Origin of the sequence: Microbacterium sp. 13-71-7, from assembly GCF_002257455.1 — a bacterium.
Lineage (GTDB): Bacteria > Actinomycetota > Actinomycetes > Actinomycetales > Microbacteriaceae > Microbacterium.
In genome coordinates this window covers 1-13563 of sequence record NZ_NCKN01000108.1, presented here as the reverse complement: position 1 = coordinate 13563, position 13563 = coordinate 1, and the positions used below count along the sequence as shown (strand labels likewise).

The window sequence follows — 13563 nt, the reverse complement described above, 5'->3', positions numbered from 1 at the left end:
GAGGCGGATCTCCTCTGGTGCGACGACGGCGATGTCGGGGGCGATGCTGCTCATGATCTGGTCCTCTCCGTGGGGTGCTCCCACTCTCGCCGCGGTGCTTCTCGCGTCGTAGAGTTTCGATGTGGATCGAAACATGGAGGGCGTGGAATGGGAGCACCACCGTGTCGACTTCCGGCTCAGCCCCGGTGACATCCAGGCCGTGCGGTTCGGCATCTCGCCCGGGCACGAACTCGCGCACGCGGTCCGCGTGCTGCTGCGGCCGGAGCAGTATCCGCTCGCCTGGGGGTGGTTGAAGGAGTTCCGGGGCCGGGTGCCCCGGGAGGCCTTCGGCGTGCTCGCGCAGGTGATCGGCGCCGACGGCTACATGCCGGACTTCCTCACCACGACCGCCCGCTGGGATCTCACCCCCGACGAGGAGCTCGCGGCGATCCGCGCCGCCCCCGTCGCGGGCATGCGCGTGGACCTGCGGAAGATGGTCGCACGCTCCTCCGGTCGGCGTCGGGAGGTGCTGCGCGGCATGCAGGATCGCCCTGCGCGGGCGCGCACCGTCATCGCGGACGCGTGGGCCGAGGTCTGGGAGAGCGCGATGGCCCCGGTCTGGCCGCAGCTGGAGCGCATCCTGCGCGCGGACGTCGCCGTACGCTCCCGCAGCGTCGCGACCGAGGGGCTCGCCGCGATGGCCTCCGGCATCCATCCCTGGGTGAGCTGGGGCGACGGATCCGTGCGGGTGCGACTGCGCCGGCACAGCGAGGACGTCGACTGCCGGGGCAGCGGGCTGGTGCTCGTCCCCTCCGTGATGTCCTCCTGGGGCTGCATGGTGATCACGGAGCCGCCCGCCCAGCCGACGCTGTACTACCCCGCCCGCGGAGTGACCGCCGGCTGGGCCAGGGACGCGGACGACCTCGTGCACGCGCTCGAGGCGCTGGTCGGCCCCGTCCGCGCCGGCATCCTGCTGGCGGCGCATGTGCCGCGCACGACCACCCGCGTGGCGGAGGAGGCGGGGATCGCCGCCTCCACCGCCTCGCACCACCTCACGGTGCTGCGCGACGCGGGCCTGATCGTGAGCTCCCGCGACGGGGCGCGGATGATGCACCTGCGCAGTCCGCTCGGCGAGGCGCTGGTCGGCGCCGCGCTCTGATCTTCAGGGGCGTCGGCGCCCTTCGTCTCGCTCCGCTCGCTCAGGGACCGGTCCATGGAGCGGTCCCTGAGCGAGGAGCGCAGCGACGAGACGAAGGGCGTCTCGCTCCGCTCGCTCAACGACCCCGGGAGAGACGACCCCCGGGGAGACGGCCCCGGTCCAGCACGACGAGCTCCTGGGTCGCGCGGGTCATCGCGACGTAGCGGTCGACCGCGCCCTCGATCCCCTCCCCGAAGGACGCCGGTTCCACGAGCACGACGAGGTCGAACTCGAGCCCCTTCGCGGTCACGGGCGTGCGGAACCGCACCCGCGGATCCGGGAACGGCCGGTCATCGCCGATCACGCAGGCGATGCCGTCATCGTGCGCCGCGAGCCAGGCGGCGAGGATCCCGTCCCTGTCCTCCGGCGTCGCATGGCGCACCGGCGTACCGCTCGAACGCACCGAGATCGGGACGTTCGCGTCGGGCAGGGCCGCGCGGATCACGGGTTCGGCCTCCGCCATGACCTCCTCCGGCGTGCGGTAGTTGATGCGCAGCGACGCCTGCTCGATGCGCCGAAGACCGATCCGCTCCAGCCGCTCCGTCCACGACTCGCGGAACCCGTGCCTCGCCTGCGCGCGGTCGCCGACGATCGTGAGGCTCTGCGACGGCACCCGGCGCAGCAGCATCGTCCACTCGGCATCGCTGAGCTCCTGGGCCTCGTCGACGATCACGTGCGCGAAGGGCCCGGCGAGGGCATCGGGGTCGAGGCGCGGCAGGGCGGCCTCGTCCTGCAGCATCGCGCGCACCCCCGCGCTGTCGTCGCCGAAGAAGAACCCGGTGATCGCGCTCTCCTTGTCGTCGTCCGCCGCGAGCAGCTCGTCGAGCACCCGCTCTCGCTGCTCCCGCTCCTCCGCCGTCACGGCCTCCTGCCGTCGTCGCTGCCGCGCCCCCTCCGGGTCTCCGGTCAGCGCACGGGCCGCGTCGAGCAGCGGCAGATCCTGTCGCGTCCACGCCCTCGCGTCCTCCCGCCGCAGCGCCGCCCGTTCGTCGTCCTCGAGCCAGGGTGCGCAGATCCGCAGGTACGCCGGCGTCGACCAGAGATCGGCGACGACGCCGGCCGGATCCAGCACCGGCCAGGCCGCAACGAATGCCCGTTGCAGCGCATCGCTCTGCCGCAGGGCGCGATCCAGCTGTCGCGGCGGCACGTCCTCGTCGGCGTTGTCCTCCACGAGGGCGCCGATCAGCGCCTCCCACACGACGTCCCTCGCGTCGTTGTGCGGCGTGCCGGGTTCCGGCGCATCGAACGCCTCGGTCCACGCCGCCGGCTCCACGATCACGTCCCGCCACGGCGTCTCCACGAACAGCCGCCCGCTCGGGGCGTGCTCGTGGTAGCGCACGGCGGCGGTCACCGCGTCGAGCAGCCGCGCGTCCGACTTCAGCGCCCGCGCGAGCGGATCCCGCTCCTCCGGCATGCCGTCGCCGGCCCTTCCCTCCTCGACCAGATCCGACAGCGTGCACACGAGGACGCTGTCCTCGCCGAGACCGGGCAGCACGTCCTCGATGTAGGCGAGGTAGGGCTGGTGCGGGCCGATGAACAGGATCCCGCCGTGGCCGAGCCGCTGCTCGGCGTGCATCAGATAGGCGGCCCTGTGCAGCGCGACGACCGTCTTGCCCGTGCCAGGCCCGCCGTCCACGACGAGAGGGGCGCGCGACGAGGCGCGGATGATCGCGTCCTGATCCGCCTGGATCGTGCTGAGCACGTCCCGCATCCGCGGCGAGCGCGAGGCGCCGAGACTGGCGATGAAGGCGGACTGGTCGTCGAGCGCGGCCGCGCCCTCGAGCCCCTCGGGGTCGAACACCTCGTCCCAGTAGTCGGTGATGCGGCGCGAGGCCCAGCGGTACCGGCGGCGGCTGATCAGGCCCTCCGGATCCGCATGCGTCGCGGCGAAGAACGGCTCGGCTGCGGGGGCCCGCCAATCGACGAGCAGCCGTCTCCCTCCGGCGTCGGACAGCCCGATGCGCCCGATGTAGACGGTCTCTGGATCGGCTGCGGTCGCGCCTCCGGACCCGGCGGCGCCGCCCGCGACGACCATGCGCCCGAGGCACAGGTCGACGCCGAACCGGCGCAGCAGCTGCAGGCGCGAGCTCGAGCGGTGGATCTCGAGGTCGCGCTCGAGCGCCTCGTGCCCGAGCCGCGCAGGGGCGGAGCGGAGCCGGACGAGGCGCGCCTCGAGGGCGTCGATCTCCTCGGCGAGGCGGTCGTGGATCGCGGTGAGATGGGCGTCGTCCGCGGCGATGAGGGCCGGATCCGCCTTGCGGGCGAGGGCGGGCGGCAGGGCGAAGACCGAGGGCGACCACGAGGGGGTCTGCGGGTCGGCGGCGAGGGCGGTGACAGGGGTGGATTCAGGGCGCACGGATCCTCCGATTCCTGGGCGAAACCACACAGTCTGCCCCCGCAGGGGGGTCTTGCCGCAAGCCCCACCCCCGCCGTTAGAATGGAAGCGCAGGGAGTGGTCCGCGAGGCCCGCTCCCTTTTCCGTTCCCCGACGTTCGGGTCGCACTTTCGGTGCCGAAACGGCGTCTGGAGGAGCAGAGATCGCGACCTGAACGCCGAATGAACGCCGGACGGATCCGCCTCGCGGACAGGTCGCACGGATAGCATCGAAGGTGCTCTGCGCCGTCTCGGCGGTCGCGCTCCCGCCCCGGAAGGATCCTCATGTCCCACGCCGCCTCCGCCCGCACGCATGTCGAGGATCTGGCCGACTACGTCGCCGCGTCCCCGTCCAGCTACCACGCGGCGGAGGAGGTCGCCCGGCGTCTCGAGGAGCAGGGCTTCACCCGCCTCGACGAGACCGAGGCCTGGCCCGCGCAGGTCGGCGGCCGCTTCGTGATCGTGCGCGACGGCGCGGCCATCGCCTGGGTCGTCCCCGCCGGTGCGACCGCGACCACGCCCTCGCACGTCTTCGGCGCGCACACCGACTCGCCCGGCTTCAAACTCAAGCCGCGTCCGACCACCGGGGCCAAGGGCTGGCTCCAGGCGGCCGTCGAGGTGTACGGCGGCCCGCTGCTGAACTCGTGGCTCGACCGCGAGCTGCGCCTGGCCGGACGTCTCGCCCTCGCCGACGGCCGGGTCGTGCTCGCCGCGACGGGCCCGCTGCTGCGGCTGCCCCAGCTCGCGATCCACCTCGACCGCGGCGTGAACAACGGCCTCGCGCTCGACAAGCAGAACGAGACCCAGCCGGTGTGGGGCCTGGGCGACCCAGAGGAGGCGGACCTGCTCGCCGAGCTGGCCGGCGCGGCAGGGGTCGACCCGCGCGACATCCGCGGCTTCGACGCCGTGGTCGCCGACAGCGCCCGCGGCGCCGTGTTCGGCAAGGACGACGCCTTCTTCGCGAGCGGGCGCCTGGACGACCTCGCCTCGGTGCACGCCGGCGTGGTCGCGCTCGGCGAGATCGCCGCCCACGGCGACCCGGACGCGATCGCCGTGCTCGCCGCCTTCGACCACGAGGAGCTCGGATCCGGCTCCCGCTCCGGCGCCGCCGGCCCGATCCTCGAGGACGTGCTGGAGCGGATCTATGCGGGCCTCGGCGCCGACGCCGTCGACGTGCACCGCGCGTACGCGGCGTCGTGGTGCCTGTCCAGCGACGTCGGCCACTCGGTGCACCCCAACTACGCCGGCAAGCACGACCCGGTCGTGCAGCCCGTGCTCGGATCCGGCCCGATCCTGAAGATCAACGCGAACCAGCGCTATGCGACCGACGCCGTGGGCGCCGCGGCCTGGCACCGCTGGTGCGACGCCGCCGGCGTCGTGACGCAGGAGTTCGTCTCGAACAACGACGTGCCCTGCGGATCCACGATCGGCCCGATCACGGCGACCCGCCTCGGGATCCGCACCGTCGACGTGGGGATCCCGATCCTGTCGATGCACTCCGCGCGCGAGCTCGCCGGCGTGAGCGACCTGCACGATCTGACCGCGGTCGCGAAGGCGTTCTTCGCAGCCTGAGCCAGCCCGCAGAACCGCCACCCCCGGGGTCGCCACACGGCCTGAGCCGGCCCGCAGCGCGACCGCCCCGCCGCTCCGCCGCCCCGGGTCGTTGAGCGAGGACGCGCGCAGCGCGACCGAGGCGAAACGCGGCACCCTCGCAAGGCACGCCCTTCGTCTCGTCGCGGCGCTCCTCGCTCAGGGCCCACCCCGCACCCTGGTCCCTGAGCGAGCGCAGCGAGACCCCGGTCCCTGAGCGAGCGCAGCGAGACCCCGGTCCCTGAGCGAGCGCAGCGAGACGAAGGGTCAGCGCATCGTGTCCAGGATGCCGACGAGGTCCTCGAAGGTCGTCAGCGGATTGAGGATCGCGAACCGCGTGTTCGTGCGACCGGCGTGCGAGCTCGGCACGACGAGCGCGCGCTGCGTCTGCAGCAGCTCATCGGACCAGCGGTCGTAGTCGGCGCGCTCCCAGCCCTCGCGCTCGAACACGACGACCGACAGCTGCGGGTCCCGCACCAGGCGCAGCTCGGGGCGGGACGCGATCTCGTCGGCGATCCGGCGCGTGAGCGACAGCGTCGCCGAGACCGCGGTGCGGTAGGCGTCCACGCCGTAGGTCGCGAGGGAGAACCACAGCGGCAGCCCGCGGGGGCGCCGGGTCAGCTGGATCGAGTAGTCCGACGGGCTGAACTCGTCGGTGTCGGTGAGGGTGTCCAGGTACTCCGCGTGCTGGGTATGCGCGCGACGGCCGTCCTCGGGGTCGCGGTACAGCAGTGCGCAGCAGTCGAACGGCGCGTACAGCCACTTGTGCGGATCCACGATGAGCGAGTCCGAGCGCTCCACGCCCGCGAACCACTCCCGCGCCTCGGGGGCGAGCATCGCCGTCAGCCCGTAGGCGCCGTCGATGTGCAGCCAGAAGTCGAACTCGTCCTTGAGCGCCGCGATCCCTGCGATGTCGTCGACGATGCCGAAGTTCGTGGATCCAGCCGTGGCGACGACGGCGAACGCGGCCTCGCCGTGCTCCTCGAGCGCCTCGCGCACGGCATCGGCGCGCAGCTTGCCGTCGGGCCCCGCCGGGACCGCGACGACGTCCACGTCCATGATCTTCGCGGCCGACTTGTTCGAGGAGTGCGCCTCGATGCTGCACACGAGCTTCCAGCGCGCGGGGAGGGGTCGGCCGGCCTCGGTCAGGCGACGCGCGGCGCGGTCCCGCGCGGCGGCGAGCGCCGACAGGTTGCCGATCGTGCCGCCCTGCACGAACACGCCGCCGGCGGTCGCGGGCAGCCCGAACTCGGCCGCGAGGAACGCGAGCACCTCGTTCTCGGCGTGCACGGCGCCGGCGCCCTCGAGCCAACTGCCGCCGTAGAGCCCGGAGGCGGAGACCACGAGGTCGAACGCGATCGAGGCGACGGTCGGCGCGGTCGGGATGAAGGAGAGGTATGCGGGGTGGCTCGTGGTGAGGCTGGCCGGGGCGAGGATGTGCTCGAACACGCTCAGCGCGCGCTGGGCGCCGAGGCCCTGATCGGTGATGGTCGTGCCGACCAGGCGGCGCAGCTCGGCCTCGGGCTGGGGCTTGTCCAGCGGCACATCCGTGGCGAGCATCCGGCGGCGGGAGTAGTCGAGCACGGCGTCGACGATCGCGGCGGATTCGGGCGAGGCGGCATGCATGCGCGCGGCGTCCATGAAGGATCCTTCCGACCCGGAAGCCGACGGGCGCCCGGCGACGAGCAGAATGCCGCGCCGGATCAACGGGTCGGCGATATCGTACCGCGTCGCCGGGGGCGCGCCACAGTGCGCCCTGCCTCTGCAGAACCGCGGATCTCGCGGCGCGGCGCGGGCTCCGAGGGCACCGAAATCCCGTCGGAGCGCCCACACGATCCCGACCCCTGCCAGGATGAAGCCATGTCCGCCGATTCCCAGCCCGGATCCGCCGCCCTCATCGAGCGGCGTGGCATCGAGATCGTCCCAGAGTCCGAGCGCACCGCGCGTCCTCGCGACCTGTTCTGGCCGTGGTTCGCCGCGAACGTGTCGGTGTTCGGCATGTCCTACGGATCCTTCCTGCTCGGATTCGGGATCTCGCTGTGGCAGGCGACGGTCGTGGCGATCGTCGGCATCGTGGTGTCGTTCGCGCTGTGCGGGCTCATCGCGATCGCCGGCAAGCGCGGATCCGCGCCGACCATGGTGCTGTCGCGGGCCGCGTTCGGCGTGCAGGGGCAGAAGATCCCCGGCATCGTGTCGTGGCTGACCTCGATCGGGTGGGAGACCTCGCTCACGATCACCGCCGTGCTCGCGACCACGACCGTGCTGCACGCGCTGGGCTGGGTGGGCGCCGACGGCGACGTCGCCGTGCACCTCATCGCGACCGTGCTGGTCGCGGCGCTCATCGTGGGCGCCTCCGTGCTCGGCTATCACACGATCATGAAGCTGCAGTCGGTGCTCACCTGGCTGACCGGGGCGTTCACGATCCTGTTCCTCATCCTCACGGTGAACAGCATCGACTGGGCCAAGGCGTTCGCGCACCCCGACGGCACCCTGGCGCAGACGATCGGCGCGCTGGTCATGGTGATGACGGGCTTCGGACTCGGCTGGATCAACATCGCCGCGGACTGGTCGCGCTACCAGAAGCGCACGGCCTCCGACACGCAGATCGTCGCCTGGAACACGATCGGCGGATCCGTCGCCCCCATCGTGCTGGTGTTCTTCGGCCTGCTGCTGGCGGGGTCCGACGACAAGCTCAGCGCCGCGGTCGCCGCCGACCCGATCGGCGCGCTCGCGACCCTGCTGCCGACGTGGGCGCTGTTCCCGTTCCTCATCGTCGCGATCCTCACCCTCGTCTCGGGCGCGGTGCTCGGAATCTACTCCTCCGGGCTCACGCTGCTGAGCCTCGGCATCCGGATCCCCCGCCCGGCGGCCGCGGCCGTCGACGGCGTGATCCTCACGATCGGCACGATCGTGGTCGTGTTCTTCGCGCAGGACTTCCTCGGGCCGTTCCAGTCGTTCCTCATCACGCTCGGCGTGCCGATGGCGGCCTGGGCCGGGATCCTGATCGCCGACATCCTGCGCCGCAAGAAGGACTACCACGACGAGGCGCTCTTCGACGCGCGCGGACGGTACGGAGCCTGGGACGGCGTCTCGATCGGCACGCTCGTGGTCGCGTCGGTCATCGGCTGGGGCTTCGTGATCAACAACTTCGCCGAGGCCGCGCCGTGGAACAACTGGCAGGGCTACTTCCTGGGCCTGATCGGCGGCAAGGACGGCGAGTGGGCCTACGCCAACCTCGGCGTCTTCTTCGCGCTCGTGCTGGGCTTCGTGGTGACCTGGTTCGCCCGCGCCGGGAGGATCCGCCGCCAGGAGCAGGCGTGACGTCGGCCGCAGGGCTCGCGGCGGGCTCCTCGACACCGCCCGCCGCGCCCTGGCTCGTCGTGATCGACCCGCAGAACATCTTCGCCGCGCCGGACTCGGCGTGGGGATCCCCGATGTTCCCCGAGGCTTTCGCGAACATCCGCCGCCTCGCCGACGCCGCGGCGGGCAGGGTGCTCGTGACCCGGTGGCTGCCCACCGCGGATCGGCGCACGTCGTGGGGCGACTACTTCGCGGCCTGGCCCTTCGCGGACAAGCCGGCCGACGACCCGCTCTACGACATCGTGCCCGAGGCGCGGAGCCTCTCCCCGCATCCGACGCTCGACCTGCCCACGTTCGGGAAGTGGGGGCCGGAGCTGGAGCGGATCATCGGATCCGCCCCGGTCGTGCTCGCCGGCGTCTCGACGGACTGCTGCGTGATCTCGACCGCCCTGGCCGCCGCCGACGCGGGTGCGCGAGTGACGATCGCGGCCGACGCCTGCGCGGGCTCGGATCCCGCCAACCACGCCGCCGCGATCCAGGTCATGTCCCTCTACCCGCCCCAGCTGACCGTCGCCGACACGGCAGCAGCGCTCCCCCTCCTCCGCCCCGCCCCCTGACCCGCCGCCCTTGGGTGTCGGGGAGCGCTGCCCCGTGGGGCATGCCCCGTGGAGCGCTGCCCCGTGGGGCGCTGCCCCGTGGGCACCCTCCTGACCGCGAGACTCCAACTGGGCGACGAGACTGCGGTAAATCAGCGCAGTCTCGTCGCCCAGTTGGAGTCTCGCGGAAAGAGCGCTCAGCCCAGGAGGGCCGCGACGGTGCGGCGGGCGAGAGCGGCGCGGTCCTCGGGCGCCCACTTCACGAGGGAGTGCGCGTTCATCCCGTCCACGGTCGCGAGCAGCAGCCACGCCGCGCCCTCGGCGCGCTCCGGCGAGATCTCGCCCGCCGAGACACCATCGGCCACGATCCGTTCGAGGTCCTGCTGCCAGAGGTCCATCTCGAGCCGCACCCGGGCGGCGAGTTCCTCGTTGCGCGCGCCCGCCGCCCAGGCCTGCACCCAGACCAGGGTCACGTCGTCGCGGTCGCCGTCGAGCAGGGTCTCCACGACGCGGGTGATCCGTTCGCGAAGCCCCGTGCCGGCGCGCCCGTCGGCGACGACCTCCTCGCGCTCGGCCCCGACGATCGCGCCGAACACCTCGGCGACGAACGCGTCCATGCTCGGGCGGTAGTGCGCGACCAGCGCCGGCGTCACGCCCGCGGCGGCGGCCACCGTGCGCACGGTGAGTCCGGCGATACCGCCCTGCCGGGCCAGATCCACCGCAGCCTCGAGGATCGCCCTCTCCCGCTGCTCCGGCGGCATCCGCTTCGGCCGAGGGGTTGACGAGGTGCTCATAGGGCTATACATTAGCGCTAGTTGGCCGCTTGTTCAATAAGCGTGACGAACCCGATCCGAGGAGCACCGATGCCCTGGCTGATGCCCAGCGAGACCGCCCGACACGACCGCGTCTGGATGGCCTTCCCCGCCGAGGGCGAGACCCTCGGCGACACCGACGCGCTCCGCGAGGAGGGCTACGCCACGTGGACCGCCGTGGCGCACGCCGTCTCCGAGTTCACCCCCGTGACGATCCTCGTGGATCCGAGCGAGCTCACCCGCGCCCGCCGCATGCTGTCGTCCGACGTGACGATCCTCGAGGCGCCGGTCGACGAGTTCTGGATGCGCGATGCCGGCCCCACGTTCGTCGTCGACCCGGAGCGCCCCGGTGCGCTCGGCGCCGTGGACTGGGTGTTCAACGGCTGGGGCGCCCCGGCCTGGGCTCGCTGGCACGACGCGGCGCAGCACGCGCGCATCATCGCGGCCGAGGCGGGCGCCGAGCTCGTCAGCTCCGCCCTCGTGAACGAGGGCGGCGGCATCCACGTCGACGGCGAGGGCACCGTCCTGCTCACCGAGACCGTGCAGCTCGACCCGCGCCGCAACCCCTACCTCGACAAGCAGCGCGTCGAGGCGGAGATGCTCCGCACGATCGGCGCGACCAAGGCGGTGTGGCTCCCCCGCGGCCTCACCCGCGACTACGACGACTTCGGCACCAACGGACACGTCGACATCGTCGCCGCGATCGCCTCCCCTGGGCGGATCCTCCTGCACGCGCAGCAGGATCCCGGACATCCCGACTTCGAGGTCTCCGCCGCGCTGCGCGCGCACCTGGCCGCGCAGACGGACGCCGCCGGCCGCGCGTTCGAGATCCTCGAGCTGCCGGCTCCGTTGACGCTGCGCGACGAGGAGGGCTTCGTGGACTGGAGCTACGTCAACCACCTCGTCACGAACGACGGCGTGATCGCGTGCGGGTTCGGGGACGACGTCGCCGACACGCGCGCCAGGGACATCCTGGCGGAGGCCTACCCCGGCCGGCGGGTCGTGACCGTCGACGCCCGCCCGCTCTTCGACCGCGGCGGCGGCGTCCACTGCATCACCCAGCAGCAGCCCTCCCTCGTCCGCTGAGGTTCTCGCGGCGCCCGCCCCTCACCCGGCGGGCGCCGCAGCCTCGGATCGCCCGAACCGCTTCCACCGTCGCCCCGCCTCCCGCAGTGACCGAGCACCAAGAAGGACCCCCATGTTCGATGTCGTCGAGACCCCCATCGCGCGCCTGCGCGAAGCCCTGGAGAGCGGAGAGACCACGGCCGTCGACCTCGTCGACGCCTACCTCGCCCGCATCGACGCCTACGACGGCACCGAAACGGACACCGCGCTGAACGCCGTCGTGGTGCGCAATCCCGACGCGCGCGACGAGGCCGAGGCCTCGGATGCCCGGCGCGCCCGCGGCGAGGTCCTCGGCCCGCTCGACGGGATCCCGTACACCGCGAAGGACAGCTACCTCGTGCGAGGGCTCACCGCGGCCGCCGGCTCCCCCGCGTTCGCCGAGCTCGTCGCCCAGCGCGACGCGTTCACGATCGAGCGCCTCCGCGCGGGCGGCGCGATCTGCCTCGGCCTCACGAACATGCCCCCCATGGCCAACGGCGGCATGCAGCGCGGCGTCTACGGCCGCGCCGAGAGCCCCTACAACGCCGCCTTCCTCACGGCGCCGTTCGCGTCCGGATCCTCGAACGGATCCGGCACGGCGACCGCGGCGAGCTTCGCCGCGTTCGGACTCGGCGAGGAGACGTGGTCGAGCGGGCGCGGCCCCGCCACCAACAACGCCCTGTGCGCGTACACCCCGTCGCGCGGAGTGATCTCGGTGCGCGGCAACTGGCCGCTCGTGCCGACAATGGACGTCGTCGCGCCGCACGCCCGCACGATGTCGGATCTCCTCGAGATCCTCGACGTGATCGTCGCCGACGACGCCGAGACCCGGGGCGATTTCTGGCGCGCCCAGCCGTGGATCGCCCTGCCCGCCTCTTCGGAGGTGCGCCCTGACGCCTATCCGGCGCTCGCCGACGGCGCGGCCGCGGCGCTGGCCGGGAAGCGGATCGGGATCCCCCGCATGTACATCAACGCCGATCCCGACGCCGGCACGGCCGAGAACCCCGGCATCGGAGGGCCGACCGGGCAGCGCATCGACACCCGCGCGTCGGTCATCGCACGCTGGAAGCAGGCCAGGGCGGATCTGGAGCGTGCCGGAGCCGAGGTCGTCGAGGTCGACTTCCCGGTCGTGACGAACTACGAGGGGGACCGTCCCGGCGCCCCGACGATCGCCACGCGCGGTCTCGTCACGCCCGAGTACCTGCGCCGGGAGATCGTGGACCTGTCGGCGTGGGGCTGGAACGACTTCCTGGACGCGAACGGGGATCCGCAGCTGCACAGCCTCGCCGACGTCGACGGCGCGACGATCTTCCCGCACCCCGCGGGCGCCCTGCCCGATCGCTACACGGGCTTCGACGACGACATCGCGGAGTATCCGGACTGGGTGCGCCGGAACCCGGGTGCGACGATCGCGACGATCCCCGAGCTCGAGGACGGCCTGGCCGGCCTCGAGGAGACGCGCCGGATCGATCTCGAGCGCTGGATGGATGAGCTCGGCCTCGACGCCGTGGCGTTCCCTGCGGTCGCCGACGTCGGCCCCGCGGATATGGATGTGAACCCCGCCTCCGCGGATCTCGGCTGGCGCAACGGCACCTGGATCGCGAACGGAAACCTGCCGATGCGCCACCTCGGCATCCCGAGCGTGACGGTGCCGATGGGACTCATGGCCGACATCGGGATGCCGATCGGGCTCACGTTCATCGGCCGCGCCTACGACGACACGGCGCTGCTGCGGCTCGGCGCCGGCTTCGAGGCGATCGGCGCCGACGGAGACCGCCGCACCGAGCCCCCGCGCACGCCCCGGCTCTGACCGCGGCGCGGGCGCTGCACGGCAGCGCTGCGCCGACCCCGCCCAGCTATCGTGAGCGGATGGACGCCGCACCCCGTTCGCCCCTCGCCATGCTCGTCACGACCGTGCGGCGGGAGAAGCAGGGCGTGCTGGCGACCACCGCCGCCGACGGAGCCCCCGAGGCGGCACTGGTCGGGATCGCCGCACTCGACGACGGCACCCTCGTCGTGAACGCGCCCGCATCCGCGCGCAAGGTCGCGAATCTGCGGGACCAGCCGCGGGTGGCGCTCGTCGTCGGCACGGGCGCCGTGCGCAGCCTGCAGATCGAGGGCGTCGCCGAGGTGCTGGATGGCGACGCCCGGATCCGGCTCGCCACGGCTTACGACGCGCAGTATCCGGGATCGCGGTCCCTCGCCGACGGATTCATCGTGATCGCGATCCATCCGCGGTGGGTGCGCGACTACGACGTCGAGCGCACACCCCGCGCGATCGAGTCGATCCTCTCGACCGATTGAAGTGTGTCGGCACATTTCGCGGCGTTGGCGCCGGCGACACGCCCGGACGTAGCCTGATCGGACCGATCCTGTGAGGAGACCACCGTGACCACGCCCCGCATCCACCTTTCGCCCCTTCCGGTGCGTGAGGCTGCGGCGTGCATGTGCGACCACGGCGACGTCTGCTCCTCCTTCGCCCCGGGGCACGCGCTGCACCTGATCCAGGCGCGGCTCGCGGCCGCGACCACGGCCGGCTGGGTCGACGCGCTCGTCTCATCGGTCGACCGCGCGGCGGGCATCGTGCGGGTCACGAGGCTCGACGGCGAGC

10 protein-coding genes and 1 pseudogene are annotated in these 13563 nt (G+C 72.6%); 8 read left to right on the top strand and 3 right to left on the bottom strand.

Going from position 1 to position 13563, the window contains the following annotated elements; genetic code table 11:
- The first annotated feature begins 121 nt into the window (after window positions 1-121).
- Window positions 122-1138, top strand: a complete 1017-nt coding sequence (locus B7X32_RS11660) for a DUF5937 family protein (RefSeq protein ID WP_292719689.1) — start codon at window positions 122-124, stop codon at window positions 1136-1138.
- A gap of 115 nt (window positions 1139-1253) precedes the next feature.
- Here B7X32_RS11660 and helR read toward each other — a convergent pair whose 3' ends face one another.
- A complete protein-coding gene (gene helR / locus B7X32_RS11655) occupies window positions 1254-3533 on the bottom strand; it encodes an RNA polymerase recycling motor ATPase HelR (RefSeq protein WP_292719688.1) in 2280 nt (759 codons plus the stop codon).
- 302 nt (window positions 3534-3835) lie between these two features.
- Between helR and B7X32_RS11650 the strand changes: the two genes are divergently transcribed.
- Window positions 3836-5122 carry a M18 family aminopeptidase gene (locus tag B7X32_RS11650; protein WP_292719686.1) on the top strand — a complete coding sequence of 429 codons (1287 nt, stop codon included), beginning with the start codon at window positions 3836-3838 and terminating at the stop codon, window positions 5120-5122.
- A 285-nt stretch (window positions 5123-5407) separates the two neighbouring features.
- On the opposite strand, the gene B7X32_RS11645 is transcribed toward B7X32_RS11650, so the two are convergent.
- Window positions 5408-6781, bottom strand: a complete 1374-nt coding sequence (locus B7X32_RS11645; protein ID WP_292719684.1) for a pyridoxal-dependent decarboxylase — start codon at window positions 6779-6781, stop codon at window positions 5408-5410.
- 219 nt (window positions 6782-7000) lie between these two features.
- Here B7X32_RS11645 and B7X32_RS11640 point away from each other — a divergent pair, with 219 nt between their 5' ends.
- A complete protein-coding gene (locus B7X32_RS11640; RefSeq protein WP_292719681.1) occupies window positions 7001-8461 on the top strand; it encodes a cytosine permease in 1461 nt (486 codons plus the stop codon).
- On the top strand, window positions 8458-9057 hold the full coding sequence (locus tag B7X32_RS11635; RefSeq protein ID WP_292719679.1) for a cysteine hydrolase: 600 nt from the start codon (window positions 8458-8460) through the stop codon (window positions 9055-9057). Before B7X32_RS11640 ends, B7X32_RS11635 begins: the two co-directional genes overlap by 4 nt.
- A 176-nt stretch (window positions 9058-9233) precedes the next feature.
- On the opposite strand, the gene B7X32_RS11630 is transcribed toward B7X32_RS11635, so the two are convergent.
- Entirely contained in the window at window positions 9234-9830 is a 597-nt protein-coding gene (locus B7X32_RS11630; protein ID WP_292719677.1) for a TetR family transcriptional regulator C-terminal domain-containing protein, read from the bottom strand.
- Window positions 9831-9899: 69 nt separating this feature from the next.
- Between B7X32_RS11630 and B7X32_RS11625 the strand changes: the two genes are divergently transcribed.
- The 4 genes and pseudogenes from B7X32_RS11625 to B7X32_RS11610 form a co-directional block, all read left to right on the top strand.
- Window positions 9900-10934 carry an agmatine/peptidylarginine deiminase gene (locus B7X32_RS11625; RefSeq protein ID WP_292719675.1) on the top strand — a complete coding sequence of 345 codons (1035 nt, stop codon included), beginning with the start codon at window positions 9900-9902 and terminating at the stop codon, window positions 10932-10934.
- 112 nt (window positions 10935-11046) lie between these two features.
- Window positions 11047-12762 (top strand): amidase, encoded by a 1716-nt coding sequence (locus B7X32_RS11620; RefSeq protein ID WP_292719673.1) that lies wholly within the window; start codon window positions 11047-11049, stop codon window positions 12760-12762.
- 59 nt (window positions 12763-12821) lie between these two features.
- Window positions 12822-13256, top strand: coding sequence for a pyridoxamine 5'-phosphate oxidase family protein (locus B7X32_RS11615; RefSeq protein WP_292719671.1), 435 nt, complete (start codon window positions 12822-12824; stop codon window positions 13254-13256).
- An 84-nt stretch (window positions 13257-13340) separates the two neighbouring features.
- A pseudogene (locus tag B7X32_RS11610) lies at window positions 13341-13563 on the top strand (hypothetical protein); the annotation flags it as partial.

Excerpts from the sequence above, each read along its gene's own strand:
- B7X32_RS11650 (WP_292719686.1), top strand. The coding sequence starts at position 3,836 with ATGTCCCACGCCGCCTCCGCCCGCACGCATGTCGAGGATCTGGCCGAC.
- B7X32_RS11645 (WP_292719684.1), bottom strand. The coding sequence starts at position 6,781 with ATGGACGCCGCGCGCATGCATGCCGCCTCGCCCGAATCCGCCGCGATC.
- B7X32_RS11640 (WP_292719681.1), top strand. The coding sequence starts at position 7,001 with ATGTCCGCCGATTCCCAGCCCGGATCCGCCGCCCTCATCGAGCGGCGT.
- B7X32_RS11630 (WP_292719677.1), bottom strand. The coding sequence starts at position 9,830 with ATGAGCACCTCGTCAACCCCTCGGCCGAAGCGGATGCCGCCGGAGCAG.
- B7X32_RS11625 (WP_292719675.1), top strand. The coding sequence starts at position 9,900 with ATGCCCTGGCTGATGCCCAGCGAGACCGCCCGACACGACCGCGTCTGG.
- B7X32_RS11620 (WP_292719673.1), top strand. The coding sequence starts at position 11,047 with ATGTTCGATGTCGTCGAGACCCCCATCGCGCGCCTGCGCGAAGCCCTG.
- B7X32_RS11615 (WP_292719671.1), top strand. The coding sequence starts at position 12,822 with ATGGACGCCGCACCCCGTTCGCCCCTCGCCATGCTCGTCACGACCGTG.